At 68.0% G+C, this 25,661-nt stretch carries 27 protein-coding genes and 2 tRNA genes; 20 read left to right on the top strand and 9 right to left on the bottom strand.

Annotated elements, in window-relative coordinates; genetic code table 11:
• Positions 1-509: 509 nt before the first annotated feature.
• The 6 genes from rsmG to rpmH are packed head-to-tail and all read right to left on the bottom strand — an operon-like array spanning position 510 to position 3,567.
• Entirely contained in the window at positions 510-1,151 is a 642-nt protein-coding gene (gene rsmG, locus ACFC1J_RS09745; RefSeq protein ID WP_375904793.1) for a 16S rRNA (guanine(527)-N(7))-methyltransferase RsmG, read from the bottom strand.
• Positions 1,152-1,166: 15 nt separating this feature from the next.
• Complete coding sequence (locus tag ACFC1J_RS09740; RefSeq protein WP_375904791.1) at positions 1,167-1,652, bottom strand: protein jag; 486 nt, start codon at positions 1,650-1,652, stop codon at positions 1,167-1,169.
• On the bottom strand, positions 1,649-2,743 hold the full coding sequence (gene yidC, locus ACFC1J_RS09735) for a membrane protein insertase YidC (RefSeq protein WP_375904789.1): 1,095 nt from the start codon (positions 2,741-2,743) through the stop codon (positions 1,649-1,651). Before yidC ends, ACFC1J_RS09740 begins: the two co-directional genes overlap by 4 nt.
• Before the next feature lie 3 nt (positions 2,744-2,746).
• A complete protein-coding gene (gene yidD, locus ACFC1J_RS09730) occupies positions 2,747-3,097 on the bottom strand; it encodes a membrane protein insertion efficiency factor YidD (protein ID WP_375904787.1) in 351 nt (116 codons plus the stop codon).
• Positions 3,094-3,426: a ribonuclease P protein component gene (gene rnpA / locus ACFC1J_RS09725; RefSeq protein WP_375904785.1), complete on the bottom strand. Its 333-nt coding sequence runs from the start codon at positions 3,424-3,426 to the stop codon at positions 3,094-3,096. Before rnpA ends, yidD begins: the two co-directional genes overlap by 4 nt.
• A gap of 3 nt (positions 3,427-3,429) precedes the next feature.
• Positions 3,430-3,567 (bottom strand): 50S ribosomal protein L34, encoded by a 138-nt coding sequence (gene rpmH, locus ACFC1J_RS09720; protein WP_105689046.1) that lies wholly within the window; start codon positions 3,565-3,567, stop codon positions 3,430-3,432.
• Between the two features lie 300 nt (positions 3,568-3,867).
• Here rpmH and dnaA point away from each other — a divergent pair, with 300 nt between their 5' ends.
• The 7 genes from dnaA (at position 3,868) to ACFC1J_RS09685 (ending at position 13,966) form a co-directional block, all read left to right on the top strand.
• The gene (gene dnaA, locus ACFC1J_RS09715; RefSeq protein ID WP_375904782.1) at positions 3,868-5,268 is read left to right on the top strand and encodes a chromosomal replication initiator protein DnaA; all 1,401 of its coding nucleotides are present in this window, start codon (positions 3,868-3,870) and stop codon (positions 5,266-5,268) included.
• A gap of 502 nt (positions 5,269-5,770) precedes the next feature.
• Positions 5,771-6,910 carry a DNA polymerase III subunit beta gene (gene dnaN, locus ACFC1J_RS09710; protein ID WP_375904780.1) on the top strand — a complete coding sequence of 380 codons (1,140 nt, stop codon included), beginning with the start codon at positions 5,771-5,773 and terminating at the stop codon, positions 6,908-6,910.
• Between the two features lie 97 nt (positions 6,911-7,007).
• Complete coding sequence (recF, locus tag ACFC1J_RS09705) at positions 7,008-8,273, top strand: DNA replication/repair protein RecF (protein ID WP_375904779.1); 1,266 nt, start codon at positions 7,008-7,010, stop codon at positions 8,271-8,273.
• On the top strand, positions 8,260-8,757 hold the full coding sequence (locus ACFC1J_RS09700) for a DUF721 domain-containing protein (protein ID WP_375904777.1): 498 nt from the start codon (positions 8,260-8,262) through the stop codon (positions 8,755-8,757). The genes recF and ACFC1J_RS09700 overlap by 14 nt, the downstream gene beginning before the upstream one ends.
• A 118-nt stretch (positions 8,758-8,875) precedes the next feature.
• Entirely contained in the window at positions 8,876-10,963 is a 2,088-nt protein-coding gene (gene gyrB, locus ACFC1J_RS09695; RefSeq protein WP_375904775.1) for a DNA topoisomerase (ATP-hydrolyzing) subunit B, read from the top strand.
• Positions 10,964-11,009: 46 nt separating this feature from the next.
• Positions 11,010-13,568, top strand: coding sequence for a DNA gyrase subunit A (gene gyrA / locus ACFC1J_RS09690; RefSeq protein ID WP_375904773.1), 2,559 nt, complete (start codon positions 11,010-11,012; stop codon positions 13,566-13,568).
• Positions 13,565-13,966, top strand: coding sequence for a DUF3566 domain-containing protein (locus ACFC1J_RS09685; protein ID WP_375904771.1), 402 nt, complete (start codon positions 13,565-13,567; stop codon positions 13,964-13,966). The genes gyrA and ACFC1J_RS09685 overlap by 4 nt, the downstream gene beginning before the upstream one ends.
• A gap of 65 nt (positions 13,967-14,031) precedes the next feature.
• Here the strand turns inward: ACFC1J_RS09685 and ACFC1J_RS09680 are convergent, their stop codons facing one another.
• On the bottom strand, positions 14,032-14,745 hold the full coding sequence (locus ACFC1J_RS09680; RefSeq protein WP_375904769.1) for a VIT family protein: 714 nt from the start codon (positions 14,743-14,745) through the stop codon (positions 14,032-14,034).
• Between the two features lie 183 nt (positions 14,746-14,928).
• Between ACFC1J_RS09680 and ACFC1J_RS09675 the strand changes: the two genes are divergently transcribed.
• From ACFC1J_RS09675 to ACFC1J_RS09655, 5 genes are all read left to right on the top strand, one after another.
• A complete protein-coding gene (locus tag ACFC1J_RS09675; protein WP_375904767.1) occupies positions 14,929-16,212 on the top strand; it encodes a sensor histidine kinase in 1,284 nt (427 codons plus the stop codon).
• A 49-nt stretch (positions 16,213-16,261) separates the two neighbouring features.
• Positions 16,262-16,948, top strand: coding sequence for a LuxR C-terminal-related transcriptional regulator (locus ACFC1J_RS09670; protein ID WP_375904765.1), 687 nt, complete (start codon positions 16,262-16,264; stop codon positions 16,946-16,948).
• Positions 16,945-17,868, top strand: a complete 924-nt coding sequence (locus tag ACFC1J_RS09665) for a DUF4097 family beta strand repeat-containing protein (RefSeq protein ID WP_375904764.1) — start codon at positions 16,945-16,947, stop codon at positions 17,866-17,868. Before ACFC1J_RS09670 ends, ACFC1J_RS09665 begins: the two co-directional genes overlap by 4 nt.
• Positions 17,869-17,934: 66 nt before the next feature.
• Positions 17,935-18,008, top strand: a tRNA-Ile gene (locus ACFC1J_RS09660).
• Positions 18,009-18,059: 51 nt separating this feature from the next.
• A tRNA-Ala gene (locus ACFC1J_RS09655) sits at positions 18,060-18,132 on the top strand.
• A gap of 19 nt (positions 18,133-18,151) precedes the next feature.
• Here ACFC1J_RS09655 and xerC read toward each other — a convergent pair.
• Positions 18,152-19,339 carry a tyrosine recombinase XerC gene (gene xerC / locus ACFC1J_RS09650; protein ID WP_375904762.1) on the bottom strand — a complete coding sequence of 396 codons (1,188 nt, stop codon included), beginning with the start codon at positions 19,337-19,339 and terminating at the stop codon, positions 18,152-18,154.
• 324 nt (positions 19,340-19,663) lie between these two features.
• Between xerC and ACFC1J_RS09645 the strand changes: the two genes are divergently transcribed.
• From ACFC1J_RS09645 to ACFC1J_RS09610, 8 genes are read left to right on the top strand one after another with little or no spacing between them, the layout of a single operon-like run.
• The gene (locus tag ACFC1J_RS09645) at positions 19,664-19,999 is read left to right on the top strand and encodes a hypothetical protein (RefSeq protein ID WP_375904760.1); all 336 of its coding nucleotides are present in this window, start codon (positions 19,664-19,666) and stop codon (positions 19,997-19,999) included.
• Between the two features lie 18 nt (positions 20,000-20,017).
• On the top strand, positions 20,018-20,170 hold the full coding sequence (locus tag ACFC1J_RS09640; protein WP_375904758.1) for a hypothetical protein: 153 nt from the start codon (positions 20,018-20,020) through the stop codon (positions 20,168-20,170).
• Positions 20,167-20,946: a hypothetical protein gene (locus ACFC1J_RS09635; RefSeq protein ID WP_375904756.1), complete on the top strand. Its 780-nt coding sequence runs from the start codon at positions 20,167-20,169 to the stop codon at positions 20,944-20,946. Before ACFC1J_RS09640 ends, ACFC1J_RS09635 begins: the two co-directional genes overlap by 4 nt.
• Entirely contained in the window at positions 20,943-21,218 is a 276-nt protein-coding gene (locus ACFC1J_RS09630; protein WP_375904754.1) for a hypothetical protein, read from the top strand. Before ACFC1J_RS09635 ends, ACFC1J_RS09630 begins: the two co-directional genes overlap by 4 nt.
• Positions 21,215-21,664, top strand: a complete 450-nt coding sequence (locus tag ACFC1J_RS09625) for a helix-turn-helix domain-containing protein (protein ID WP_375904752.1) — start codon at positions 21,215-21,217, stop codon at positions 21,662-21,664. Before ACFC1J_RS09630 ends, ACFC1J_RS09625 begins: the two co-directional genes overlap by 4 nt.
• 3 nt (positions 21,665-21,667) lie before the next feature.
• On the top strand, positions 21,668-21,898 hold the full coding sequence (locus ACFC1J_RS09620; protein WP_375904750.1) for a hypothetical protein: 231 nt from the start codon (positions 21,668-21,670) through the stop codon (positions 21,896-21,898).
• Positions 21,895-22,305: a hypothetical protein gene (locus tag ACFC1J_RS09615; RefSeq protein WP_375904748.1), complete on the top strand. Its 411-nt coding sequence runs from the start codon at positions 21,895-21,897 to the stop codon at positions 22,303-22,305. Before ACFC1J_RS09620 ends, ACFC1J_RS09615 begins: the two co-directional genes overlap by 4 nt.
• Entirely contained in the window at positions 22,302-22,994 is a 693-nt protein-coding gene (locus ACFC1J_RS09610) for a hypothetical protein (protein ID WP_375904746.1), read from the top strand. The genes ACFC1J_RS09615 and ACFC1J_RS09610 overlap by 4 nt, the downstream gene beginning before the upstream one ends.
• 450 nt (positions 22,995-23,444) lie before the next feature.
• On the opposite strand, the gene ACFC1J_RS09605 is transcribed toward ACFC1J_RS09610, so the two are convergent.
• Positions 23,445-25,598 carry a hypothetical protein gene (locus tag ACFC1J_RS09605; RefSeq protein ID WP_375904744.1) on the bottom strand — a complete coding sequence of 718 codons (2,154 nt, stop codon included), beginning with the start codon at positions 25,596-25,598 and terminating at the stop codon, positions 23,445-23,447.
• Between the last annotated feature and the right edge of the window lie 63 nt (positions 25,599-25,661).

Genomic DNA, 25,661 nt, shown 5'->3' with positions numbered 1-25,661 from the left:
CGGGCGCAGGGGTGTGCGGGTGACGAATGATCGGGTTCCTTCCCGCTGCGCGGGCCCCTCCCGATATTCGCCACCCGCACACCCCTGCGCCCTCCCCTGCCGGGGACAGTTGCCTTGTAGGAGGGGGCCACAGTACATGGATGGGGAGTCGGCAGAGAGAAGACATGTTTCACGTGAAACGGCCGCCACCGATGGGGCACGTAAGTCATGTGTACCTCTGAAGGCGCACCCCTACCGAAGCGAACACGGCCCGAATGCGTGCGCTTCTGGCTCACACGGACGTTTCACGTGAAACGCGGTGGCGTTGGGTACCCCCGCGCGCAACGCGGACAGCCATCCGTCTGTGAGGAAGGGCGGAGGGATGTGACGTCGACGAATATCGGGAGGGGCCCGCGCAGCGGGAGGGAACCCGCCCATTCGTCGACGTCACATCCCGCAGCCCGGGCGTGACCTGTCGATCCTGCCGCCACGAAGCCCGAACGATGAAGGGGACAGTTGGCGGCCGGGACTCAGCCGCGGACGGTAGCGCGCAGCACCCGCGTCGTCTCCGCGAGCACGCCCTCACCGAGGACTTCGACCCGCACGTCGCTCAACAGGAACTTGCGGATCTGCTTCTGCGCCGCGGTGATCTCATTCACAGCGTTGATGCCCTTGAGCAGCGCGAGCTCTCCCCCGTTGCGGGCGAGGGGTGCGGTCCACGGGAGAAGTGTGCGCAGCGCGCTCACAGCTCGGGCGGTGACCATATCAAAAGTCCCGGTGAGGCCCACTTCTTCCGCGCGTCCGCGCACGACGGACACGTTCGAGAGACCCAGTGCCGTGACCTGCTCGTCGAGCCAGGTGACACGGCGCTCCATCGGCTCGATGAGCGTGAACTGCACATCGGGTCGTGCGATCGCGAGCACGATACCGGGCAGCCCCGCACCGGATCCGACATCCGCAACAGTGCCATGGAACAGCGGTGCCGCGATCGCACTGTTGAGGACATGTCGTGTCCACAGTCGTGGCACCTCGAGCGGGCCGATCAGGCCCCGCTCCTCCCCCTGCTCGGCCAGCGCGGCAGTGAAGGCACGCGCGAGCTCGATCCGATCGCCGAACAGCGTCGACGCGACAGCCGGCTCCTGCTCGAGCTCGGACGACATCGATTCAGACATGTTTCACGTGGAACGTCAGTGCCGGCGGATGACCGTGTGCCGAGTCAGGCCGTCACCGTAGGACTCGGAGATGAGACCGCGCTCCGCCACGATGTCATGGACGAGCTTCCGCTCGTAGCTGGACATCGAGGGCAGGGACGCCTGCGACGCACCCTCGTCGAGCTTCGCGACAGCCGAATCGACCAGGCGCTCGAGCTGCGAGCGACGGGCGTCACGGGATCCGGCCACATCCAGGATCACGCGGGAGAAGGATCCCGTGCTGCTCTGCACCGCGAGGCGGGTGAGCTCCTGCAGTGCCTGCACCGTCTCGGGAGCGGACAGCAGGCGGAGACCGTCGCCCTCTGCCTCGACTGAGACGTATGCCCGCCCCTGCTTGACGTCCAGGGTCAGATCACCGTCGATGTCAGCGATGTCCAGCAGACCCTCGATGAAGTCCGCGGCGACATCGCCCTCATTCTCGAGATCGGACACGGTCGGCTCGGCGACATCCTGCTCGGTCATGCCTTGTCTCCGTTCGGGGTCTTGTCCTGGTCACGCTTCGCGCGCTTGGCGCTCTTCGGCTGCTGTCGCTTGGGCTGCTGCGCCCGCAGACGCTCTGCGTCCTCGAGCATCTTCTGCTGCTCGGCCTCATAGGTCGCCATGGGCACGACCTTGCCCTCGGAGTTGATCGCCTTGCCCTTGCGGGCGAGCCGCTCCTCCCGCGCCTTGGCGGCATCGGATCCGGGTGTCGGCATCTCCCGCAGCACGAGGAACTGCTGTCCCATGGTCCACAGGTTGCTGATGAACCAGTAGATGACCACGCCGAGGGGGAAGAACAGACCGGAGAAGATGAAGCCCAGGGGAAGGATGTAGAGCATGATCTTCTGCATCTGATACGCCTGGCCGGTCTTGGCCTCGGGCGACAGGTTCTTCGAGATGATCTGCAGCTGCGTGAAGAACTGGGATCCGATCATGAGGATGACCAGCACGACGAGGATCGCGACGGTGGTCTCCCAGCCCGCCGGCCGCTGCTGCACGGCGTCGGTGAGGCTCGTGTGCAGCGGAGCGACACCGAAGAGAGTCGCGTCGTAGAACTGCTTGGTCAGCTGCTTCGTCAGCAGCCAGACGCCGCCTTCACCCGCCAGGGCGTGCTTCTTCACATCGCTCAGCGTGTAGAACATGCCGAGCAGGAAGGGCATCTGCACCAGAAGCGGAAGACAGCTCGACATCGGCGTCGTGCCGTGCTTCTTGTACAGCGCCATGGTCTCGCGACTCATCGCCTCACGGCTCAGCTGATCGCGCTTGCCCTTGTACTTCTCCTGAACTTTCTTCAGTTCAGGAGCGATTTCCATCATCTTGCGCTGGCTCTTGATCTGCCGCACGAAGAGCGGGAAGACCGCGGCGCGGATCACCAGCACGAGACCGACGATGGACAGCACCCAGGTGAGGCCGGCGGCGCCCGGCATGCCGATCGTGGTGAACAGCCAGTGCCAGGCGACGAGGATCGCCTCGACCAGCGCCTTGAACGGCCACATGACGATGCCGAGCAGATCGAAGCCGCCGCTCGAGGCAGCGGGCGTCGTTGACGCGGCAAACAGGAGGTCGGAACCCACTGATCAGTCCTTTCGGGAGGGTACGACGAATCCTCGTGGCGTGAGGGCGTGTCGGAAGTCGGAATGCGGTGGCACGTCGTCCACGCCGCCGTGGCTCCAGGGATTGCAGCGCAGGATCCGCCACGCCGAGAGACCTGCGCCCTTCACCGCGCCGTGCTGCTGCACCGCACCTACAGCGTAGGCGGAACACGATGGGTAGTACGCACAGACATCGCCATAGAGCGGCGACACCACCGCGCGATAGGCGGTGAGGAACCCCAGCGCGAGGTTGCGGGGCACCAGCGGAACCGCCCGCAGCGCGTCGGCGGCGTGCAGATGCGCCGTTCCCCGTGAGTACGCAGGAAGAGCACTCATCGCACACCTCGTTCGACGGCCCGTCCGAGATCCGAGAGTAAATCGACGAAAGGCGCCTCTGCCGCAGAGGGCAGGGCGCGGATGACGATGTCGACGCCGTCGGGCAGTGGGAGCTGACGGGCGCACGCGTCCTTCAGGCGTCGCCGGACGGTGTTCCGGGTCACTGCGTTTCCCACCTGCTTGCTCACAATGAAGCCGAAGCGCACGGGGCGCTGCTCACCGGTGTCGAGCACCGAGACGACCAACCGCGGCCCGCCGTATCGCCGCCCGCGCCGAACCACCGTGCGGTAGTCGGACCCGCGGACGAGGCGATGCGGGCGGGCGAGCACGGGTTACGCCGAGAGCTCGACACGGCCCTTCGTGCGACGGGCCGAGAGGATGGCGCGGCCGGCGCGGGTGCGCATGCGGGCACGGAAACCGTGCTTCTTGGCGCGACGACGGTTGTTGGGCTGGAAAGTGCGCTTGCTCATGATTTCTCCGGAGAAGGGAAGCTGTCACCGGGATCGATGCGGCCGGAGACGGTGGACAAAGACTGCCGAAATGGCATAAGTCAACCGATTAAGGCTACGACGTAGACCCCGACATCGCAAACCGAGGGGGAGAAAGGATCATTATCCACACCTGTGGAGGGATCCTTCAACAGGGACACGCCGTCCGTCGTCCCCAGTCGCAGGTTGCCCTCGCGGCCCCGGCTGACTACCGTTGCACGAGCAGTTATCCACAGGCAGCGTGTCCAGGTCCGCCCGCTGTGCCGAGTCGCCGGGGGAACCATGTCCGCAGCCGCAGAGTCCGAGGTCCCCATCTGGGACGAAATTCTCGTGGAGCTCGCCCGTGACGAACGCGTCACCGCACCTCTGCAGGGGTTCCTCAATCTGGCCGTACCCGCGGGCGTGATGACGGCCACTCTCTACCTCGAGGTGCCGAACGATCTCACCGCGGGGCAGATCAACAAGCGCCTTCGCCTGCCGATCATGGAAGCACTCGCCCGGATCGGCGACGAGGTCACCTCCTTCCGCGTCACCGTCAACCACGACATGGTCGAGCAGCAGACCCTCCCGATCCCGGTCGCCGACTTCGTGTCCGGCAGGCAAGAGCCGGCCCGCGTCGACTCCCCCATCGAGCAGCAGCCGACACCGACCCGCCATGAGTCGCGGTTGAACCCGAAGTACGTCTTCGACAACTTCGTCATCGGACAGTCCAACCGCTTCGCACATGCCGCGGCGGTCGCCGTGGCCGAAGCACCCGCCAAGGCCTACAACCCGCTGTTCATCTACGGAGGACCGGGGCTCGGCAAGACCCACCTGCTGCACGCGATCGGCGACTACGCGCAGTCCCTGTACGCCGGGGTCAAGGTGCGGTACGTGTCCAGCGAGGAGTTCACGAACGACTTCATCAACTCGATCGCGAACAACCGCGGATCCGCCTTCCAGGCGCGCTACCGCGAGGTCGACATCCTGATGATCGACGACATCCAGTTCCTGCAGGGCCGTGCGGAGACCCAGGAGGCGTTCTTCCACACCTTCAACCAGCTGCACGACCACAACAAGCAGGTCGTGATCACGAGCGACCTGCCGCCGAAGCACCTCACCGGCTTCGAGGAGCGGATGCGCAGCCGGTTCGAGTGGGGCCTCATCACCGATGTGCAGGCGCCCGACCTCGAGACGCGGATCGCGATCCTCCGCAAGAAGGCGCAGAGCGAGCAGCTGCATGTGCCGGACGACGTGCTCGAGTACATCGCGACGAAGGTCTCGTCCAACATCCGCGAGCTCGAGGGCGCGCTGATCCGCGCCACGGCGTTCGCGAACCTCAACCGCTCCGCCCTCGACATCGCCACCGCGCAGACCGCGCTGCGCGACATCGTCGACCAGGACGAGGACAGCATCGTCTCGCCGACCGACATCATTACGACGACGGCGAACTACTTCAAGCTCTCCGAGGACGACCTGTACGGATCCAGCCGGTCGCAGCAGATCGCGACCGCGCGGCAGATCGCCATGTACCTCTGCCGCGAGAGGACCAACCTCTCCCTCCCGAAGATCGGCCAGCTCTTCGGCAATCGCGACCACACCACCGTGATGTACGCGTACAAGAAGATCAGCGAGCTCATGAAGGAGCGTCGCGCCATCTTCAACCAGGTGACCGAGATCACCGCCCAGCTCAGCCGTCGCTGAGACTCCCTCTTCGCCCAGCCCTCTCCCTCCGGCCCCAGGACGGCCGGAGAGGTCCGTTCGGCGTCCCCGCCGCGAATTCCGGCATCCGCCTCGCCCGGAAGTCCACATGTGGATAACTTGGGGATATCTCGGGATCAGGACGGCGTGGGATCCCCATCCGGAACCACGATCTGTGGATAACTCGGGGAATCCGATCCGGGCACGACCCCTCGAGACCCCACTGTTTCCGCAGGGTCTCCACAACTCACATGTTTGTAGTTCCCTAGAGCCGCAAAGCATCCCCAGAGTTATCCACAGTATCCACAGGCGTTAACACCGTTAAGAACTCCTTTCGAATCTCCGTCCATCGATCACCACCCGGTGCCCGGCTGGGGATGGATCCGGATCCGGAGCACTTCGACCTGGACCTGACGCCGCGGGGCATTAGCATGGGATCCCCTGGTGTGTTCCAGGGGGCGGAGAAACGTGTCATCCTCCGCATTCAGTAGACGGAGGGGCGCCGGTGAGGTTCCAGGTCAATCGCGATGTCTTCAGCGAAGCTGTGTCCTTCGTCGTCAAGCTGCTGCCTCAGCGCAACCCGCAGCCGATCCTGGCCGGAGTGCTGATCGAAGCCGGTGACGAGGGGCTCACCCTCTCGGCCTTCGACTACGAGGCGTCTGCACGGACCACGATCGAGGCCACCGTCGACGAGCCGGGCACGATCCTCGTGCACGGCCGTCTTCTCTCCGACATCGCCAGCCGTCTGCCGAACGCCCCGATCGAGATCTCCGTCGAAGAGGACGGCGGCATCGCCGTGCGCTGCGGATCGGCGCGCTTCACCCTCGCGGCCATGCCGGTCGAGGAATATCCCTCGATCCCCGAGGTCACCGGTACGAGCGGTGTCGTTCCCGCCGAGGACTTCGGCACCGCGATCGCGCAGGTCGCCTTCGCCGCTTCGCGCGATGACGTCACCCCCGTGCTCACCGGCGTGCAACTCGAGGTCAGCGAGAACACGCTGAGCCTCGTGGCCACCGACCGCTACCGGGTGTCGCTGCGCGACGTGCCCTGGGACGGCGAAGCCGCGGAGCAGACGGCGCTCGTCCCGGCCCGCACCCTGCAGGAGGTCGGCAAGACCTTCGGTCACGCCGGCACGATCCAGATCTCGTTCTCCGGCGCCGGCGACCGCGAGATCATCGCGTTCACCGCGGGCAACAAAACCGTGACGTCACTGCTCATCAAGGGCAACTTCCCCCCGGTCAGAAGGCTTTTCCCGGAGCAGACGGATCACCACGCGGTCGTCAGCACCGCTGACCTCACCGAGGCCGTGCGCCGTGTCGCGCTCGTGCTGGACCGGTCCGCCCCGCTGCGGTTCACCTTCGAGACCTCGGATGTGACGATGGACGCCTCCGGCGGAGAGCAGGCCCGCGCCTCCGAGTCGGTCGACGCGCACCTCAACGGCGAAGAGGTCACCCTCGGCCTGAACCCGCAGTACCTGCTCGAGGCGCTCGGTGCGCTCAAGAGCGAGTTCGTGCGCGTCACGTTCACCTCGTCCGACAACGCGAACAAGCTCAGCCCCGTGCTGATCACGAGCCAGACCTCGGTCGACCAGGCGGGTCTCGACTCGTTCAAGTACCTGCTGCAGCCGAACCTCCTGCTCCGCTGAGCCTCGCCTCGCCCGCCGTCCTGATGCGGGCGAGGCATCTCCGGCCCGGAACCTCCGGCAGATCCGGGTGTCGGGGCCCGCGGGTAAGGTTGCTCGGGTGATTGTGGAGCATCTCAGCCTCGTGGATTTCCGCAATTACGCGACCGCCGAACTCACGCTGCACCGCGGGCCGAACGTGCTCGTCGGCCGCAATGGCCAGGGCAAGACGAATCTCGCCGAGGCGATCGTCTTCCTCGCCACGCTCGGCTCGCACCGGGTGTCGTCGGATGCGCCCATGGTGCGCGACGGCCACGATGCCGCCATCGTCCGGGCTCGGCTCGCACACGGGCAGAGAAAAGTCCTGATCGAGGTTCAGATCAACCGTCAGGGATCGAACAAGGCGCGCGTCAACGGCGCACCAGGACGTACCGCGGACCTGCCCCGGTACGCGCACGTCGTGCTGTTCGCGCCGGAGGATCTGCAGATCGTGCGCGGGGATCCGTCGGCCCGGCGCCGCTTCGCCGATCAGCTGCTGATCCAGCGCACTCCGCGCATGTCGGCCGTGCTCGGCGACTACGACCGGGTGCTACGCCAGCGCACCGCGCTGTTGAAGTCCGCGCGTGCCCGCGGCATGAAGGCCGAGGCATTGACGACGCTCGACGTCTGGGACGACAAGCTCATCGCGCTCGGATCCGAGATCATCGACGCGCGGTCCCGCCTCGCCGCCGACCTGCAGCCCGGTCTCGCCGATGCCTACTCGGCGATCGCGGGTGAGGACCACGATCCCCGACTGCACTGGGCGCAATCGATCCGCGGCGGAGACCCGGAGGAGGGTGACGCCCTTCGTCCCGCTCAGGGATCGGATCGACCGGCTCAGGGACCGGATCAGGACGCCGGAGCCGGATCCACGGCCGAGCTGTTCCGCACCGCCCTCGTCGCCAAGCGCCCCGCCGAGCTCGAGCGCGGCCTGACGCTGGTCGGGCCGCACCGCGACGACCTCGTCCTGCGGGTGCGTGACCTCCCGGTGAAGGGCTACGCCTCGCACGGGGAGTCGTGGTCGATCGCGCTCGCGCTGCGTCTGGCCTCGGCCGAGCTCCTGCGCGCCGAGTCCCCCGCGGGGGATCCGGTTCTCATCCTGGACGACGTGTTCGCCGAGCTCGACGCCGAGCGCCGCCGCCGTCTCGCCGGGATCACGGCCGGATACGAGCAGGTGCTCGTGACCGCTGCGGTCGAGGAGGACATCCCCGAGGTGCTGCACCGCCACGTGGTCCGGGTCTCGGCCGGCACGATCACGGACGAACGCGAGGTGGAGGGCGCAGAATCAGTGTCGGGGACGCAGGACTCCCCGGAATCCGGACAGGAGGTGACCGATGACCGACCCTGAGCGTGCCGAGATCGACGTGCCGGAGACCATTGCGACCTACCTGCGCCTGCGCGGACTGAAGCCGAGCTCGAAGAACTGGAAGCGCAAGAAGCGTCTCGTCGACGACGAGAACGCTCCGTTCACGGCGGGCCGGGATCCGGGAACGCTCGGCGATGTGCTCGCCAAGCTGACCAAGGACGCGGGCTGGGAGGCGGCGCTGAGCCGTGAGGATCTGGTGCTGCAGTGGGCGGAGCTCGCCGGCCCCGACACCGCGAAGCACTCCGAGCCGGTGTCCCTCGACGGCGGCATGCTCACGGTCAAGTGCGATTCGACGGCGTGGGCGAAGAACCTGCAGTACATGCGCGCGGTCATCATCACCGAGATCGGTCGTCGGTATCCGGAGGCCGGCGTGCAGAACATCCGCTTCGTGGGGCCGGACGTCCCGTCGTGGAAATGGGGCCCCAGAGTCGCTCCAGGGCGCGGTCCGCGCGATACCTACGGTTAGGACATGATCCATCCCGTCCTGGGGGACTTCAGGCGCGCAGAAGCGCGTACAACGAGACAGGAAGGGGTCTTTCCGATAGACTGGGCGTCTAGATCTTCGATGTGGAGCCTCCTCTCAGATGACGCCTGAAACCCCCTCTGACGCGAACGAATCGACCGCGAACGAATCGACCCAGACGGGGGCAGAAGCACCCGGATCCGTGACGAAGTCGAGCGCGCCCGCCCCGGAAGTGGAGTACGGCGCCGACTCGATCCAGATCCTCGAGGGCCTCGAGGCGGTGCGCAAGCGCCCCGGCATGTACATCGGCTCGACCGGGCCCCGGGGTCTGCACCACCTGGTGTACGAGATCGTCGACAACTCCGTCGATGAGGCTCTCGCCGGCTACGCGGACAAGATCCTCGTCACGCTGCTCGCCGACGGCGGCGTCCGCGTCGTCGACAACGGGCGCGGCATCCCGGTCGATCCGCACTCCTCCGATCCGACCAAGTCGACGGTCGAGGTCGTGCTGACGATCCTGCACGCCGGAGGCAAGTTCGGCGGCGGCGCCTACGCCGTCTCGGGCGGTCTGCACGGCGTCGGATCCTCCGTGGTCAACGCCCTGTCGACCCGTTTCGATGTCGAGGTCAAGCAGAAGGGCTTCGTCTGGCGGCACCGCTTCGCGAACGGCGGCGCCCCGCAGCAGCAGCTCGAGAAGGGCGAGCCGACCGACGAGACCGGAACCGCCATCACCTTCTGGCCGGACGCGGAGATCTTCACCGAGACCATCGAGTTCGAGTACGACATCCTGCGCACCCGCTTCCAGCAGATGGCGTTCCTGAACAAGGGCCTGCGCATCGAGCTGCTCGACGAGCGCGAGGGCGCGACGGTCGACGAGGAGATCGATGGCACCGTCGTCACCCGCCAGCGCGCCGACGTCTTCTTCTACGAGCGAGGTCTCGTGGACTACGTCGAGTACCTCAACCACGTGCGCAAGGCCGAGGTCGTCAACGACGAGATCATCGCCTTCGAGTCGGAGGACACGGCGCGCAAGATCTCGCTCGAGGTCGCGATGCAGTGGACGACCGGATACACCGAGAACGTGTTCACCTACGCGAACACGATCAACACGCATGAGGGCGGCACCCACGAGGAGGGCTTCCGCGCGGCGCTGACGACGCTCGTCAACCGCTACGCGCGCGCCAACAACATCCTCAAGGAGAAGGACGACAACCTGACCGGCGACGACGTGCGCGAGGGACTCACCGCGGTCATCTCGATCAAGCTCGGCGAGCCGCAGTTCGAGGGCCAGACCAAGACCAAGCTCGGCAACACCGAGGCGAAGGCCTTCACCCAGAAGGTGGTCGGCGACCAGCTCGGCGACTGGTTCGAGCGCAATCCGAAGCAGGCCAAGAACGTCGTGACGAAGGCCGTCGAGGCCGCGACCGCGCGCATGGCCGCCCGCAAGGCCCGCGAGACCGCACGACGCAAGAGCGTCTTCGAGTCCGCTGCGATGCCCGACAAGCTCAAGGACTGCACGAGCAAGGATCCCTCCATCAGCGAGATCTTCCTGGTGGAGGGCGACTCGGCCGGCGGTTCCGCCGTGCAGGGCCGCGACCCGCACACTCAGGCGATCCTGGCGCTGCGCGGCAAGATCCTCAACGTCGAGCGCGCACGCCTGGACAAGGCCCTCGCCAACAAAGAGGTCCAGGCGATGATCCAGGCCTTCGGCACGGGCATCGGCGAGGACTTCGACCTCGGGAAGGCGCGCTATCACAAGATCGTGCTCATGGCGGATGCCGATGTCGACGGCCAGCACATCACCACGCTGCTGCTGACGCTGCTGTTCCGCTACATGCGCGGGCTGATCGAGGCCGGTTTCGTGTTCCTCGCGATGCCGCCGCTGTACCGCCTCAAGTGGACGAACTCGCCGCACGAGTACGTGTACTCGGACGCCGAGCGCGACGCCCTGCTCAACGACGGGCTCGCGAACGGCAAGCGGATCCCGAAGGAAGCGGGCATCCAGCGCTACAAGGGCCTCGGCGAGATGAACGCCAAGGAGCTGTGGGAGACCACGATGGATCACACCACGCGCACGCTCCGTCAGATCACGATCGACGACGCCGCGGCCGCCGACGAGATCTTCAGCGTGCTGATGGGCGAGGACGTCGAGTCCCGCCGCAGCTTCATCCAGCGCAACGCCAAGGACGTCCGCTTCCTCGACATCTGATCCGTCCTCTCCACGAGCGACGACGATCCACACGAGAGATTGATTCATGACTGACGAACAGCGCCCCGAAGAGAACGCAGGGCACAACCACGGCAAGATCGACCAGGTCGACCTGCAGTCGGAGATGCAGCGGTCCTACCTCGACTACGCGATGGCGGTCATCGTCGGCCGCGCGCTGCCCGATGTGCGCGACGGCCTCAAGCCCGTGCACCGCCGCGTGATCTATGGCATGTACGACGGTGGATTCCGTCCCGACAAGTCGTTCTCCAAGTGTGCCCGCGTGGTCGGCGAGGTCATGGGTCAGTACCACCCGCACGGCGACTCGGCGATCTACGACACCCTCGTGCGCCTGGTGCAGCCCTGGTCGCTGCGCTACCCGCTCGCGCTCGGACAGGGCAACTTCGGCTCCCCCGGCAACATGGGCGCCGCCGCCCCGCGATACACCGAGACCAAGATGGCTCCGCTCGCGCTCGAGATGGTGCGCGACATCGAAGAGGCCACGGTCGACTTCTCGCCGAACTACGACGGCCAGACCGAGGAGCCCGACGTCCTGCCGGCGCGGTTCCCGAATCTGCTTGTGAACGGCTCGATCGGCATCGCGGTCGGCATGGCCACGAACATCCCGCCGCACAACCTGCGCGAGGTCTCGGACGCCGCGCTCTGGGCGCTGCAGAACCCCGGGCTTCCGCGCGAGGAGCTGCTCGAGGGCCTGATCCAGCGCATCCCGGGACCCGACTTCCCGACCGGCGCGCAGATCCTGGGCACCAAGGGAATCCAGGAGGCGTACCGCACCGGACGCGGATCCATCACGATGCGCGCGGTCGTCGGCGTCGAGGAGATCCAGGGCCGCACGTGCCTCGTGATCACCGAGCTGCCGTATCAGGTGAACCCCGACAACCTCGCGGTGAAGATCGGCGACCTGGCCCGGGACGGCAAGATCACGGGCATCGCCGACATCCGCGACGAGTCCAGCGACCGCACCGGCCAGCGTCTCGTGATCGTGCTCAAGCGCGACGCGGTCGCGAAGGTCGTGCTGAACAACCTGTACAAGCACACGCAGCTGCAGGACAACTTCGGCGCCAACATGCTCGCGATCGTCGACGGCGTGCCGCGCACGCTCGCGCTCGACGGCTTCATCACGCACTGGCTCGACCACCAGATCGACGTCATCGTGCGCCGCACGAAGTTCCGCCTGGCCAAGGCCGAGGCGCGCATGCACATCCTGCAGGGCTACCTCAAGGCGCTCGACGCGCTGGATGAGGTCATCGCCCTGATCCGCCGCTCGCCCACCGCGGCGGAGGCGAACGAGGGCCTGCAGCGCCTCCTCGACATCGACGAGGAGCAGGCGCAGGCGATCCTCGACATGCAGCTGCGTCGCCTCGCGGCGATGGAGCGTCAGAAGATCATCGACGAGGCGAACGAGCTCGAGGTGCGGATCGCCGATTACAAGGAGATCATCGCCGACGAGGGCCGCCAGCGCGAGATCATCCGCGAGGAGCTCACCGCGATCGTCGAGCGCTTCGGCGACGACCGCCGCACGCACATCCTGCACGGATTCGACGGCGACGTCTCGATGGAAGACCTCATCGCGGAGGAGGAGATGGTCGTCACGGTCACCCGTGAGGGCTACATCAAGCGCACCCGCAGCGACAACTACCGCTCGCAGCACCGGGGCGGCAAGGGCGTCAAGGGCGCGCAGCTGCGGGCCGACGACCTCGTCGAGCACTTCTTCGTGACCACGACGCACCATTGGCTGCTGTTCTTCACGGACAAGGGCCGGGTCTACCGCACCAAGACCTACGAGGTGCCGGAGGCCGGTCGCGACGCGAAGGGTCAGCACGTCGCCAACCTGCTCGCACTGCAGCCGGACGAGAAGATCGCGCAGATCCTCGACATCCGCGACTACGACGCGGCGCAGTACCTGGTGCTCGCCACGCGCGGCGGCCTGGTGAAGAAGAGCCGCCTCGGCGACTACGACACCAACCGCCAGGGCGGGGTCATCGCGATCCGCCTGCGCGAGGACGACGAGCTCGTGAGCGCCTTCCTCGCCGATGCCACCGACGATGTCCTGCTGATCAGCCGGCACGGCATGTCGGTGCGCTTCCAGGCGACCGACGAGGCGCTGCGTCCGATGGGGCGCGCGACCGAGGGCGTCAAGGGCATGCGGTTCAACGGGGACGACAGCCTGCTCTCCGCCTCGCTCGTGACCGGGGACGGCTTCGTCTTCGTGGTCACCGACGGCGGCTACGCGAAGCGCACCTCGGTCGACGAATACCGGGTGCAGGGTCGAGGCGGCCAGGGCATCAAGGTCGCGAAACTGAACGATGACCGGGGCATTCTGGCGGGGGGTCTGATCGTCCAGGAGGACGATGAGGTCCTTGTGGTTCTTGCCAGCGGCAAGGTGGTACGCTCTGCCGTGGCCGAGGTCCCGGCGAAGGGCCGCAACACCATGGGCGTCGTCTTCGCGAGGGCCGCCGAGGACGATCGGATCCTCGCGATCGCACGGAACACCGAGCGCGGCCTGGCCGACAACGACGAGTCCGAGGACTCCGGCGCGGCCCCCGAGACAGAATCCCCCGAAGCCCCCGAAGGAACTGACGCATGAGCACAGTAGCCGACAAGCTCGCGAAGAAGTCTTCCCGCAAGACCTCCAGCAAGCAGGTGCGCCTGCGCCTGGTGTACATCGACTTCTGGTCGGCCGTGAAGCTGTCGTTCCTCGGTGCGGTCGCCATCGCGATCGTGACGCTGGTCTCCTTCCTGCTCATCTACCTGGTGCTGGACGCCACGCAGCTGATCGCCAAGGCGGATGAGTTCGTCGCCGGCATCGCCGACGGCGCCAAGCTCAGCTCCATCATCGGGCTGCCGCAGGTGCTCGCGTTCGGCTCCGTCGTGGCGATCCTCAACCTCATCGTGTTCACGGTGCTCGGTGCGATCGTCGCGGGCATCTACAACCTCGCGGTCAAGGTCACCGGCGGATTGCTGGTCGGCTTCACCTCGAACTGACGCATTCAGAGCGAAGGCCCGGATCCTCGGATCCGGGCCTTCTGCGTCCCCGCCGCGGGCTACCGTCAGACGACTCCGGTGGCCCCCAGCAGCGTGCCGATGAGCCATGTCGCGACCAGGGCCAGCGCCCCGCCGATGACCAGTCGGATCGAGGCGCGCGCGGGGTTCGAACCGCCGATCCGTGCCGACAGGAACCCCGTCGCCGCGAGAGCGACCAGCACGGCGGCGAACGTGACCGGGACGCGCCAGCCCGCCGGCGGCAGCAGGATCGCGAGCAGCGGCAGGATGGCGCCCGCCGTGAATGCGATCGCCGAGGAGATCGCCGCGTGCCACGGGTTGACGAGGTCGTCCTGGTCGATGCCGAGTTCGACCTCGAGGTGCGCGGCCAGGGCGTCGTGCGCGGTGAGCTCGACGGCGACCCGATGGGCGGTGTCGTCGCTGAGACCGCGCTGACGGTACAGTTCGGCGAGTTCGGCGAGTTCCGCCTCGGGCATGGTGCGCAGTTCCTCGCGCTCCTTCGCGATGAGGGCGTGCTCGCTGTCGCGCTGGCTGCTCACCGACACGTACTCGCCGAGCGCCATCGAGATCGCGCCGCCGATCAGGCCGGCGAGCCCCGCGACGAGCAGCGCGGCGCTGTCGGTCGTCGCGCCGGCCACGCCCACCACGAGCGAGGCGACCGAGACGATGCCGTCGTTCGCGCCGAGCACTCCGGCGCGCAGCCAGTTCAGGCGCTGTCCGAGGCCGGTGCCGTGCGGTTCGTGCGGATGCAGTGCGGTCACGTCGTCTCACTCCGTTCGCTGAGGACACATGGGTCAGGACACCCATGGGTCCACGTAAGCACCTGTGCGCACCGGAGTCCATCAAGGCAAGGCATGCATAACCGCGATCCTTACGGAAACCCCGAACGGGATCACCCGGATTCCTCCGTTCCGCGCTCACGAGCGCGCCTCTAGCGTGGAGGCATGAGCACAGCACCGTCCTACTCACCGCCCCCTGCGACAGGTCCTGCCGCCGCGGCGGCGCGCACCCCGGTGCGCCTGTTCCTCACGATCCTCGAGCTCGCCGCCCTCGGCGTGGTCGGATCCGGAGTGATGGGCATCCTCGGTGGAGGCCTGGGCCTCGGCTTCGGTCTCAGCTTCATCGGCGTCGGCCTGCTCGTGCTCGTGGGTCTCGTCTACGCCGTGTTCGGCGTCGCCTGGTTCGAGATCGCCCGGCTGAACGGGCTGTATGGATTCGACCTCCCCGCGCTCCGCTGGCGTGCGGTCGATCGCCCGGGCTTCGGCGGCTGGCTGCTCTCCCTGTGGCGGCAGGCCTACAATGGCCGGATGTGGCGGGCGCTGGCCAACTTCGCCATCGCGTGCGCGCTCGGATCCCTGGTGCTGCGGCTCATGGCGTGGTTCGGCTGGTCGGCGGTCACGGCCTTCGCCCCGCTGTTCACGTCGGGCGAGGTCGACACCGGCTGGGGCACGAGGTACCCGAGCGCCTGGGCTCCGCTCATCGGCGGTGCGGGAGCCGCGGCCGGCATCGTCGGCATCATCAGCGTGGCGCTGCTGCACCGGGTGATCTCGCGGGGCATCGTGGCCACCCCCGATCGCAACCTCGACCTCAGCGAGCAGGTGCGCACGACCACCGCCCAGCGGGCGGGCGCCGTGCGCGCGGCGGACGTCGAGCGCACCCGCATCGAGCGGGACCTGCACGACGGCGTCCAGCCGCGGCTCGTCTCCGTCGGCATGACGCTGGGGATGGCGCAGCAGAAGATCGATTCGGATCCGGAGGCCGCCAAGGCGCTCATCGCCGAGGCGCACACCTCGACGAAGGCCGCGATCACCGAACTGCGTCAGCTCGCCCGCGGAATTCACGCCTCGGTCCTCGACGACCGCGGGCTGGACGCGGCGCTCTCCGCCCTGGCCGGGCGCTCCCCCGTGCCGGTGGTGCTCGACGTGCGGCTCGACGGGCGGTGCTCGCGCGATGCCGAGGCGGCCGTGTACTTCACGATCGCGGAATCGCTCACCAACGCGGCCAAGCACTCCAGGGCCAGCGAATGCCGGGTCGTCGTGCGCGTGCGCGACGGAGGCACGCTCTGGGCCCGGGTCGAGGACAACGGCATCGGCGGTGCGACCGTGCTGCCGGGCGGCGGCCTCGACGGGATCGGCAACCGCGTGCTCGCGGCCGGCGGCACGTTCCGTCTGGACAGCCCCGCGGGCGGTCCGACCAGCCTGGAGGTGAGCGTCCCGTGCGCATCCTGACCCGCTCGCCTCTCCCGCACCACGACGCCGCCACGAAGGAGCGCATCTCATGAGGATCCTGATCTGCGAGGACTCCGTCCTGCTCCGTGAAGGACTCGTGCGGCTTCTCGAGGACGCCGGCCACACGGTCGTCGCCGCTCTCCCCGATGCGATCGATCTCGATGAGACCGTCGACGCCACCGACCCCGAGCTCTGCATCCTCGACGTCCGGCTCCCGCCGACGTTCGTGGACGAGGGGATCCGCGCGGCGCTGTCGCTGCGGAAGCGACTCCCGCAGCTCCCGCTGCTCGTGCTCTCCCAGTACGTCGAGGAGCGCTACGCGAGCGACCTGATCATCGCGCAGGGGTCGGCGGGTCCGCTCGGCTACCTGCTGAAGGATCGGGTGGCCGACGTCTCCGAGTTCATCGAGTCGGTCGCGCGCATCGCGTCCGGATCTACGGTCCTGGATCCGGAGGTGGTCGCGCAGCTCCTCACCCGCCGCAACCAGGACGACCGCATGCAGAGCCTCACCGAGAGGGAGCGCACGGTGCTCGCGCTGATCGCGGAGGGCAAGTCGAACCAGGCCATCGCGGCCACGCTGTTCCTCTCCGAGGCCAGCGTGGAGAAGCACATCACCGCCATCTTCCAGAAGCTCGGGCTCGAGCCCGACGAGTCCGGCAATCGCCGGGTGCTCGCCACGATCGCCCACATCTCCAGTGCCGGTCTGAACGGCCCGCAGACAGGAACGAACCGATGACGAACCTCATCCCTCCGAGTGCACCAGAGCACGACCCGGCCGGCGGACACGCCCCGAACACCTCGGATCCGGTCGGTCCCACTCCTGCCTCCTCCTCCGCGCCCGCCTCCTCCCCGAGCCGGGGGACGCTGACTGCGATCACGATCGCCGCGGCGATCATCGGCGGCGGGGCGCTGGTCACGGTCGGCGGCGGCTCCGCACTCGCGGCGGTCGCCCAGGTCGCCTCGAGCGACGACTCGACGGCGCGCAGCACCAGCGTCGACACGACGGGCGTCACGGGCCTGAGGGTCGAGGTCGGCCGCGGCGCCGCCACCATCCGCTTCGACGACGTGCGTGAGGCGACCATGCGCGTCAGCGGCACCGGCAGCAGCGACTGGACGATGCGCCGCGACGGCGATGTCCTGCGGGTCGACCGCCCCAACGGGCCGTTCGGGTGGTGGATCGGGGGCTGGTTCGGTGTCGACCCGGAGATGACGCTCACCCTCCCCCGGGAGCTGGAGGGCGAGCTGACCGCCGATCTGCAGCTCGATGCCGGTGCGCTCTCGGCCGAGGGCCGTTTCGACACGCTGACCACGAGGGTGAACGCCGGGTCGCTCTCGCTGGACGGGGGCGCGAAGACCGTGACCACCCGGGTGAACGCGGGCTCGGCGACACTCCACCTGGAGGACGTGACCACCGCGGAGCTGTCGATGTCGGCGGGCGAGCTGAACGCGACGATCTCGGGCCGTCAGCCCGACGAGATGAACCTGGACGTGAGCGCCGGGTCCATGGATGTCACGGTGCCGACGGGGCGCTATGCGCTCATGCGGGACTCGTCGGCGGGCACCATCGACGCCCGGATCCAGACGGATCCGTCCTCGACCCACCGCATCGGTGCGCGGCTGTCCGCGGGCAGCATCACCCTGCGCGAAGGCAGCTGAGCGGCCTCGAGCTCTGCTCGATTTCGTGATCGTGTCAACGTCCGGTAAAGTCTTGGAGGTTGATACGGGGCTATAGCTCAGGCGGTTAGAGCGCTTCACTGATAATGAAGAGGTCCCAGGTTCAAGTCCTGGTAGCCCCACCGACATGTGAGCGGATCCGAGAAATCGGATCCGCTCATTCGGTCGAATGAGGGGCCTTAGCTCAGTTGGTAGAGCGCCTGCTTTGCAAGCAGGATGTCAGGAGTTCGAATCTCCTAGGCTCCACACTTCATTAGTCCCCTGGTCAGACGGCATTTCCAGCCATCAGATCGGGGGACTTTTCCGTTGCCAGGATGGCCGCGCGTGCCATCCCCGTGCCAGTAACGCTCCGAGTCGGGCTCCCTCCGAGCACGTCGAGGCCCTCCGCCAGTGCCGCATCGCGCTCCTCCGCCGCGTGCTGATAGATGAGCGCCGCCCGCGCTGTGGAGTGCCCGGCGCGCGCCATGAGTTCGCGCGTCGTCGCGCCGTTCTGCGCCGCCATCGTGAGGCCCGCGTGACGCACGTCGTGAGGGTGGAACTGCCCCAGCCCGACTCTCCGCGCCGCCCTCCTCCAGGCCTGCCCGAGCGCGTGGTTCGTGATCGGCTCCCCATCGGCGCGCAGGAACATGGGCGCACGCGCGAAGCCCTTCGACGCCGCCAGGTGCGCCTCGACCTCCGCGGCGATGCGCGGCGGCAACTTCACCCGGCGCACGTTCCCCGTCTTGGTCTTGGTGGTCACCGGCTTGCCGTTCACGAGCGTCGTCTGCCGCTCCACCTTCAGCACACCGTCCGCGTAGTCGCCACGCTGGAGCGCCACGAGTTCACCGAGGCGCAGGTGCGCGCCGAACATCACGCGGATAGGGAGCGCCCACTGCTCCGGCATCTCGTCCACGATCACGCCGAGCATGTCGGGCGTGAGGAGAGGCCGCTCCGGGTGCTTCACCGATCCCGCTCCGCCGATCTGGCACGGGTTCGAGCCGATCAGGCCATCCTTCACGGCCGTGGCGAGGATGGAGCGGAGGAGGGTGTAGCCCTGACGGAGACGGGATTCGCCGGTCTGCGCCACGGGTGCGGGGGGAGCCGGTAGGCCCCGCTTCGTCGCGGCGGCGATGGCACGGGCGTGGGATGCCGCGGCACGCTTGCGCCCGGCGTCGGCCAACTCCTTCCGGCTCCGGGTGTACCAGGTGCGCACGTCGGAGGGGGAGATGGCGGAGAGCGCGCGGTCGTGGAATGGGAGGAGGAGTCCGGCCAGGAGGTCCTCGTTGTTCGCCTTGGTCTTGGGGGCGAACTGTCCCCGCGTGCCACCGTTCGCGATCCACTCGCGCGCGTAGTCACCGAAGGGCGTGAGCCCGGCTCGGTGATCCCGATACGTGCCGCGCATCCGGTCTGCGCGGACTCCGGCGATGTGGTCCTGTGCCTCGCGCTTCGTCGCGAAGGTGGTTGGGGCGGTCATGGCGCGCCCAGCGGGGTCGGGATACCGCGCCTGCCATCTGCCGCTCGGCAACTTCCTGACGCTCCCGAACGCCTGTCTATTCGTCTTCTGTTTTGTGCCGCTCACCGGGTCCTCCTTGGTTCTGCTGTGGGGGTGACTGACTGTCACACCGTGTGAGTTAAGGGTGACAATGTATCACCTTTTTTATTGCCTGACCTGCGGTTTAGTTCATCTCATTCTGCCTCATTGTGGTACTGTTCATGGCACGGAGGGTCAGGCACCCTTCACCATGCAGGGCAGGCCCCGGTGGACAAGCGATTCCCGTTTGCGACCCCGGAGGCACTCATGCCCGAACTCACTCGAACCGTCCAGCGCGCGGCACTCCTCAACGCGCTCCGCACCTACCCGGTCCCCACCATCTCGGTCCCGGACTACGCGCTCCTCCTCGACATCGGCCTCGCGAAGGCATACGCCAACGTCCGCGACGGCAAGGTGCAGGTGTGGCGCGATGGGCGTTCCGTCGCCGTCGTCGTCGCCCCGCTTCTGGAGGCGCTCGGCTACCCGCCCACCCCTCCCGGCCCTCTCTCCGAGGCTCACGCGAGCGAGTCGTCCATCCTCGGGGCCTACGCTTCGGCGCTCGGCTCCACCACGGATGACGTGCTCGCCGTAGCGAGCCGGTGACGGGAAGAGGCAGAGCCGATGACCGCCACACAGCAAGCACACGCGACCACAGAGACGCCGGGGCCCTTCGCCCCTCTCCTCGCGCTCATGGATCGCTTCGACGCTCACCTGGCCGAGTTCCAGGAGACCGCGCGCCAGAGCGTCCCGAGCATCACAGGAGGGAAGCCGTGATGGGCTACAAGACACACAAGCGCATGGGCGAAGCCCTTCTCACCGTGAAGGTGCCGACGATGGAGCGCGTGGTGCTCCTCGACATGGCGCTCGCCGTGGAGGACGGATCGCTCGTCTACTCGTGGGGTCACGACCGGCTGGCGCTCGCCATCGGCAAGGAGCCCGGCACGCCCGCGGCGAAGCAAGCCCTGAGCGGTCGCATCCTCCCTCGACTGATGGAGCGCGGGCTGATCCGCAAGACCGCCGAGGCGCACCGTGGACGCCATGCCGAGTACGTGCTTTCGGTCCTCTCCGACCCTGGAATGGGTAACGGTCTGGAGGCCGAAAGGGTAACGGTTTCGACGGGAATGGGTAACGCCCAGACCGTTACCCCACTACCTACTCCACTACCTGAATCCACTGACGTGTGTAACAGCGCTTCGACGCGCTGGGGACTCACGGATGCTCAGCGACGGAACGTCCTCGATGCCCTCCAGGCCGTCGATGCTCGATGCGACTCCATCGACGTGAACGGCTTCGGGGAGGTCGAACTCGCGTACCTCGATGCCCTCCCCGCCGAGGAGCGACGAGAACGCATCCGCGCATGGAGCGGCCTTCGTTCGCGCGCCCTCACCGACGCCGGGGATGACCTCGTGGAGGATGACCGGCTCCACGATCTGCTGTTCGCACACGGCTACATGTGGGATGCGGCACGAGATGCCGGAATGCCGACGTGGCCGACGCGCGTCCCCGGCGCCCCCGAAGCCTGGAAGGTCACGCAGGAGGAGAGCGCATGAGCACCCCGATCACGTTCCCCGCCGACTTCGAGGTCACGATCCCGATGCGCCTCTGGGCTCGCGCCCGTGGGATGCACCCCCGTTCCCGCTGGCTGGAGGACCAGACGGCCCGGTTCGTCGCCTACTACTTCGACGGCCCCGAGGCATCCGCCGACTGGCCTGCCGAGTGGGCCGCGTGGATGCTCCGCGCATGGTCCCAGCACACCCACCTGTTCAACCCTCGCGGCTACTGCATCTGCGGCACCCGCACCAACCGAGAGGAGGCGCGATGAGCGCCAACACCACCGACACCGCCGACCTCGCCGCCGAGTACCTGCTCGGTGAGCGTGCCGCACCGAAGGGCGCACCGCGACGGATCGCCACGGCCACCCGGAAGCAGAAGGCGCTCACGATGCGCCGAGCCGGGATCGCTGTGGAGGCCATCGCCGCACACCTGAAGGTGCACCCCTCCACCGTCTACGCCTGGCTGAGGGATGCCATCGCCGCGATCCCACGCGAGGAGGCCGACGAACTGCGCCTGCTCGAACTGGACCGGCTCGATGCGATCTTCCGCGGCCACTTCGCCGCCGCCGTGAATGGTGACGTTCGCTCCGCGGAGACGTGCCTGAAGATCATGGAGCGCCGCGCACGCCTCCTCAACCTCGACGCCGCGCACACGGCTGGCCTGGATCAGGTGGGGACGCTCCTCGACCGGCTCGTGTTCGGATCGGAGGGCTGACCGATGGTCTACGCACCCCCTCGCGTCGATGCGGCGACTGCCGCCGCTCTCACCCGGTCCAAGGCGACCTCCGCGCCCTACCGGCGCGTGATGGACACGCTCCCCCCGGAGGTCCAGGAGGTCATCAGCGCCCGCGTCGGTGCGCTCTCCGCCGAAGCCGCGGCTCAGCGCACGCGCGCCGTCCGCGCCGAGGCCGCGCTGGAGGCACTCCGCGCCGAGAGGGGACGGAGATGAGCGGCTACAGCGCGACGCACAAGCGACTGACGCGCGTCCGAGGCTCCGCCATCGGACAGCCCTGCGCCGCCCCCGACTGCACCGCCCCTGCTGACGGCTGGGGCCTCATCGGGCACCCCACCGTGTTCGGCACGGATGGCGGCAAGGCCGTGGCGTGGTCCCACGACCTGGGCGACTACGCCCCGCTGTGCAAGCGGCACAACGGCCAGAAGGACGGCGGCGGCAACTGGGCTCGATGCCCCCGCGGTCACGTCCGAGCCACGTGGGGCACCGACGCCTACGGCCACTGCGTCGGATGCAAGCGCGAGCGCAACCGCGAGTACCGCGCCCTTCAGAAGTCCCGCCGCCTGGCGGGGTCCACGCCCACACCGGGCACCATCACCGAACAGAACGGAGGCCAGTCGTGATCGACACGGCCAGCAACATCTCTCTCGTCATCGCCGCCCGCCGCGACCTCCTGAAGGTGGCGCAGGCGCACGATCCGCACCTGACGCCGGAGGGCCTGCGGGCACGCCAGCGCGCCGAGGTCGAAGCGATCCGGGCACGCCTCACCGCGGCTATGCCCGCCGAGCCCGCCGCCACCCCCGATCGTCAGCCGGTGCTCGATGCGCTCGCACCGTCCACCGCCGACGACATCGCCCGTGTCCAGCACGAGCAGGCGAAGGTGAGCGCGCTCCTCGCCGCGGGCCGTCTCCTCCCCGAGGTCATCGCGTCCGCCAGTCGTGACCGGCTCGCCGCGATTCTCGACAGTGCGGAGACGAGCCCGGAGGTCCTGGAGGCGCGCGACCCGGCATCCGTGCTGGACGCGCTCCACGGGATGATCTGGGATCGACTCGTGCAGGTGGATGACGCGGCGCAGGCCATCGCCGCCGCCGAGGACGCCACGCTCCCCGCCCGCGCGTGGCGCTCCATCATCGAGGGCGTCGTCATGACCGGGGAGATTCCGTTCGAGGGGCGCGCGCTCCTCAGCGAGGTCGATGCGGACGCGCTCAACCTCCTGGACGAGGGTGACTGGGATGCAGTTCCGGCCGGTGCGCCGGGGAACCTCGTCACGTCGCTCGTGGAGGGCCTGGACCGAGCCACCGTGGACGCCTGACGCGCCACCACCACGCCAGAGGGGCGGGACCGGATCACCACCGGCCTCGCCCCTCACCGGTCCCTCGACAGACTCCCGCGAGCGCCCCGTCGCTTGTGCTACTGGCACGAGGCTGGCACGAATGCCCGCGTTCGCAGTTCGTTGGCGCGACCCGAGGCACGGCGTCCTGCCGCCCTGGGCTGGGGACGCGCCCGCGCCGCTGATAACCGTGGGCGGCATCGGACTGTCTGCTTACGAAGCAGGCGAGCGGCGCGCAGGCCGTGGCTCCGAGCGTGATCGCGAACGCCGAGGGGCGGGATGGCCTGACTTTCCATCCCGCCCCTCGAACTCTGTGTGAGGCGCTCTCCGCCCGTCTGAGCGCCTCACATGGCCTCCAGGCCCTCTCACCCCACCCCGGACCCATTCGTCGCTCTGTGCGAGCCTCACGGCGTCCTGGAGGTCCTGAGTGTCCTACTTACCTCCGAATGGTGACCGCGGGGAGCCCAGCGCCTCGAACAGCGCCTCCTCGGAGGACAGCGACTGGTTCTCCGCCGCGTGGTAGTGGAACGTGTCCCCGGCCCCCTCGCTCACCGGGTAGCGCGCGATGAACTCCGCCGCCGTGTCGGGCACGTGCGCCATGTCCGTCATCGCCGTCTCCACCTGCGGCGTCATCGAGTCGAGGCCCTGCACGAACCCTTCACCGACCCAGACACCCATCTGCCGCATGACCTTCGAGGGGGAGGCGATCCCGAATATGCCCGCCACCGTGTCGATGATCCCGCCGAACGTGTCCTCGAACCACGCCGAGACGCTCGACCAGATCGACTTCAGACCGTTCCACAGGCCCTGGATGATGTCCCGCCCGATGTTGTAGAGCCACGTGCCCGCGCCGGAGAGAAGCCCACCGATGGCACCGGGGATGCCCTGGAAGAACGAGACGACGTTCGTCCACACGTCCGAGATGATCTGCCCCACCCGGCTCCAGACCGCGTTCCAGCCGTTCACGAAGCCCGACGCGACCGACATCACCCAGGCCACGTAGCCCTGGAAGATGCCCTGCACGAACCCGATGAAGCCGTCCCACACGTCCGAGATGAACTGGCCCACCCCGGACCAGAGCCCGTTCCACCAGGCGGCGAGAGCATCACCGATGATCTGGAGCCCCAGCACGAAGTTCGACCACGTGTCGGAGATGAAGCCGACGAAGCCCTCCCACACGCTCGTCACCCACGCACCGAACCCGGCCCACAGCGAGTTCCACCAGGCCGCGATGCCCTCCGTGACCTCCGTGAGCCACGACACGAAGCCGCCCCACACTTCGCTGATCCACGCGACCACGGCATCCCAGTTCGCGACGAGGAGCACCAGGGCCGCGATCACCGCGCCGATGGCGAGCACAATCCACGTGATGGGGTTGGCGAGGATGGCCGCGTTCGCCGCCCACTGCGCCACCGTGTAGACGCCCCACGCGACCGCCATCGCACCGACCGCCGCCGCCACCGCGCCGAGCAGGGCCGGATTCTCCGCCGCCCAGTCGAGGAGGGGCACGAGCGCCGGGAGGAGTTGCCCGGCCACGGTCGTCACGACGCCCTCGAACGAGCGCGTGACCTGATCCCACTTCGCCGCCACCGAGTCGCCCGCCGTGTCCGACATGGCCTGCATCGAGCCCGACACGTCACCGAGCCCGCCCTCCATGTCGGAGAGGCCCTGAAGGAACGCCGGAATCTCACCCGTGTTCAGGTCCTCCAGCGGGGTCCCGAACAGCGACACCGCCGCGGCCGACTGCGCCACCGGGTCCTGCATCCCCAGGAGCCCATCCACGATCTGCTGGAACGCCTCACGGGAGGAGTCACCGCCCGCGAGGAACTTCGCCGCCATCTCCTCGGCGTTCAGCCCGAGCCCCTCCAGCACGGGCCCGTTCTTCGCCATGTCCTGCATCTGGAGCCCGAACTCCTTCACGGCATCGCCGGTCTTGTCGATCCCGTACATGCCCTTCTCGCTGGCGGTGACGAGAGCGCTCATCGCCTCCTCGCCAGAGAGCCCGATCTGCGCGAAGAACGGGCCGTACTCGTCTACGGCATCCATCACGTCCTCACGCACCGCCGCGGGCACCCGCTGGAGAGATGCGGTGAGGAGGTCCAGGCCCTCCTCCGCCGACGACGCGAGGCCGGTGGAGAGCATCTGCCCCACCACCTGCGAGATGCGGTCAGCCTCGATGCCGAACGAGTCGGAGAGCATCTGCACCCCGGACACGATCCCTTCGAGTTCGTCCACGGACGCCTCGCGCATCCCACGGATCGAGGAGATGACGCCCGCGGTCGTCTCCTGCACCCCGGCCATCGACTCACCGAACCCGGCCTTGTACGCGCCCGCCGCCGCGTCACCGGCACGCCGGGACTCCTCCTCCGTGAGGCCGAGTTGCGCCGCGACCTTCTGGTTGCCCGCCTCCACGTTCACCGCGTTCACGAACGCCGCGCCGAACGCCGCCGCCGCCGCTGTCGCCGCGAGCGCTCCCGCCGCCGCCATCCAGCCGGGCAACTTCGCCCCAGCGCCCTTCGCGCCCTCCTCGAACTTGCTCGTGTCGAGGTCGAGGTATCCGACGAGTGTGCCGATGTCCATAGCCATGCGGGGGTGCCGCCCTTCGTAGTCAGGTCGGCGGCGCGCGTCCGCGCCAGCCGTGGCGCGGCA

This window comes from Microbacterium sp. NPDC056052 (assembly GCF_042266785.1).
Classification (GTDB): Bacteria; Actinomycetota; Actinomycetes; order Actinomycetales; family Microbacteriaceae; genus Microbacterium.
Note: the sequence above shows the minus strand (reverse complement) of the source record. Positions and strands in the feature narration are given on the sequence as shown.

Excerpts from the sequence above, each read along its gene's own strand:
- rsmG (WP_375904793.1), bottom strand. The coding sequence starts at position 1,151 with ATGTCTGAATCGATGTCGTCCGAGCTCGAGCAGGAGCCGGCTGTCGCG.
- ACFC1J_RS09740 (WP_375904791.1), bottom strand. The coding sequence starts at position 1,652 with ATGACCGAGCAGGATGTCGCCGAGCCGACCGTGTCCGATCTCGAGAAT.
- yidD (WP_375904787.1), bottom strand. The coding sequence starts at position 3,097 with ATGAGTGCTCTTCCTGCGTACTCACGGGGAACGGCGCATCTGCACGCC.
- rpmH (WP_105689046.1), bottom strand. The coding sequence starts at position 3,567 with ATGAGCAAGCGCACTTTCCAGCCCAACAACCGTCGTCGCGCCAAGAAG.
- dnaA (WP_375904782.1), top strand. The coding sequence starts at position 3,868 with ATGTCCGCAGCCGCAGAGTCCGAGGTCCCCATCTGGGACGAAATTCTC.
- ACFC1J_RS09700 (WP_375904777.1), top strand. The coding sequence starts at position 8,260 with ATGACCGACCCTGAGCGTGCCGAGATCGACGTGCCGGAGACCATTGCG.
- gyrB (WP_375904775.1), top strand. The coding sequence starts at position 8,876 with ATGACGCCTGAAACCCCCTCTGACGCGAACGAATCGACCGCGAACGAA.
- gyrA (WP_375904773.1), top strand. The coding sequence starts at position 11,010 with ATGACTGACGAACAGCGCCCCGAAGAGAACGCAGGGCACAACCACGGC.
- ACFC1J_RS09685 (WP_375904771.1), top strand. The coding sequence starts at position 13,565 with ATGAGCACAGTAGCCGACAAGCTCGCGAAGAAGTCTTCCCGCAAGACC.
- ACFC1J_RS09675 (WP_375904767.1), top strand. The coding sequence starts at position 14,929 with ATGAGCACAGCACCGTCCTACTCACCGCCCCCTGCGACAGGTCCTGCC.
- ACFC1J_RS09670 (WP_375904765.1), top strand. The coding sequence starts at position 16,262 with ATGAGGATCCTGATCTGCGAGGACTCCGTCCTGCTCCGTGAAGGACTC.
- ACFC1J_RS09665 (WP_375904764.1), top strand. The coding sequence starts at position 16,945 with ATGACGAACCTCATCCCTCCGAGTGCACCAGAGCACGACCCGGCCGGC.
- xerC (WP_375904762.1), bottom strand. The coding sequence starts at position 19,339 with ATGACCGCCCCAACCACCTTCGCGACGAAGCGCGAGGCACAGGACCAC.
- ACFC1J_RS09645 (WP_375904760.1), top strand. The coding sequence starts at position 19,664 with ATGCCCGAACTCACTCGAACCGTCCAGCGCGCGGCACTCCTCAACGCG.
- ACFC1J_RS09640 (WP_375904758.1), top strand. The coding sequence starts at position 20,018 with ATGACCGCCACACAGCAAGCACACGCGACCACAGAGACGCCGGGGCCC.
- ACFC1J_RS09630 (WP_375904754.1), top strand. The coding sequence starts at position 20,943 with ATGAGCACCCCGATCACGTTCCCCGCCGACTTCGAGGTCACGATCCCG.
- ACFC1J_RS09625 (WP_375904752.1), top strand. The coding sequence starts at position 21,215 with ATGAGCGCCAACACCACCGACACCGCCGACCTCGCCGCCGAGTACCTG.
- ACFC1J_RS09620 (WP_375904750.1), top strand. The coding sequence starts at position 21,668 with ATGGTCTACGCACCCCCTCGCGTCGATGCGGCGACTGCCGCCGCTCTC.
- ACFC1J_RS09615 (WP_375904748.1), top strand. The coding sequence starts at position 21,895 with ATGAGCGGCTACAGCGCGACGCACAAGCGACTGACGCGCGTCCGAGGC.
- ACFC1J_RS09605 (WP_375904744.1), bottom strand. The coding sequence starts at position 25,598 with ATGGCTATGGACATCGGCACACTCGTCGGATACCTCGACCTCGACACG.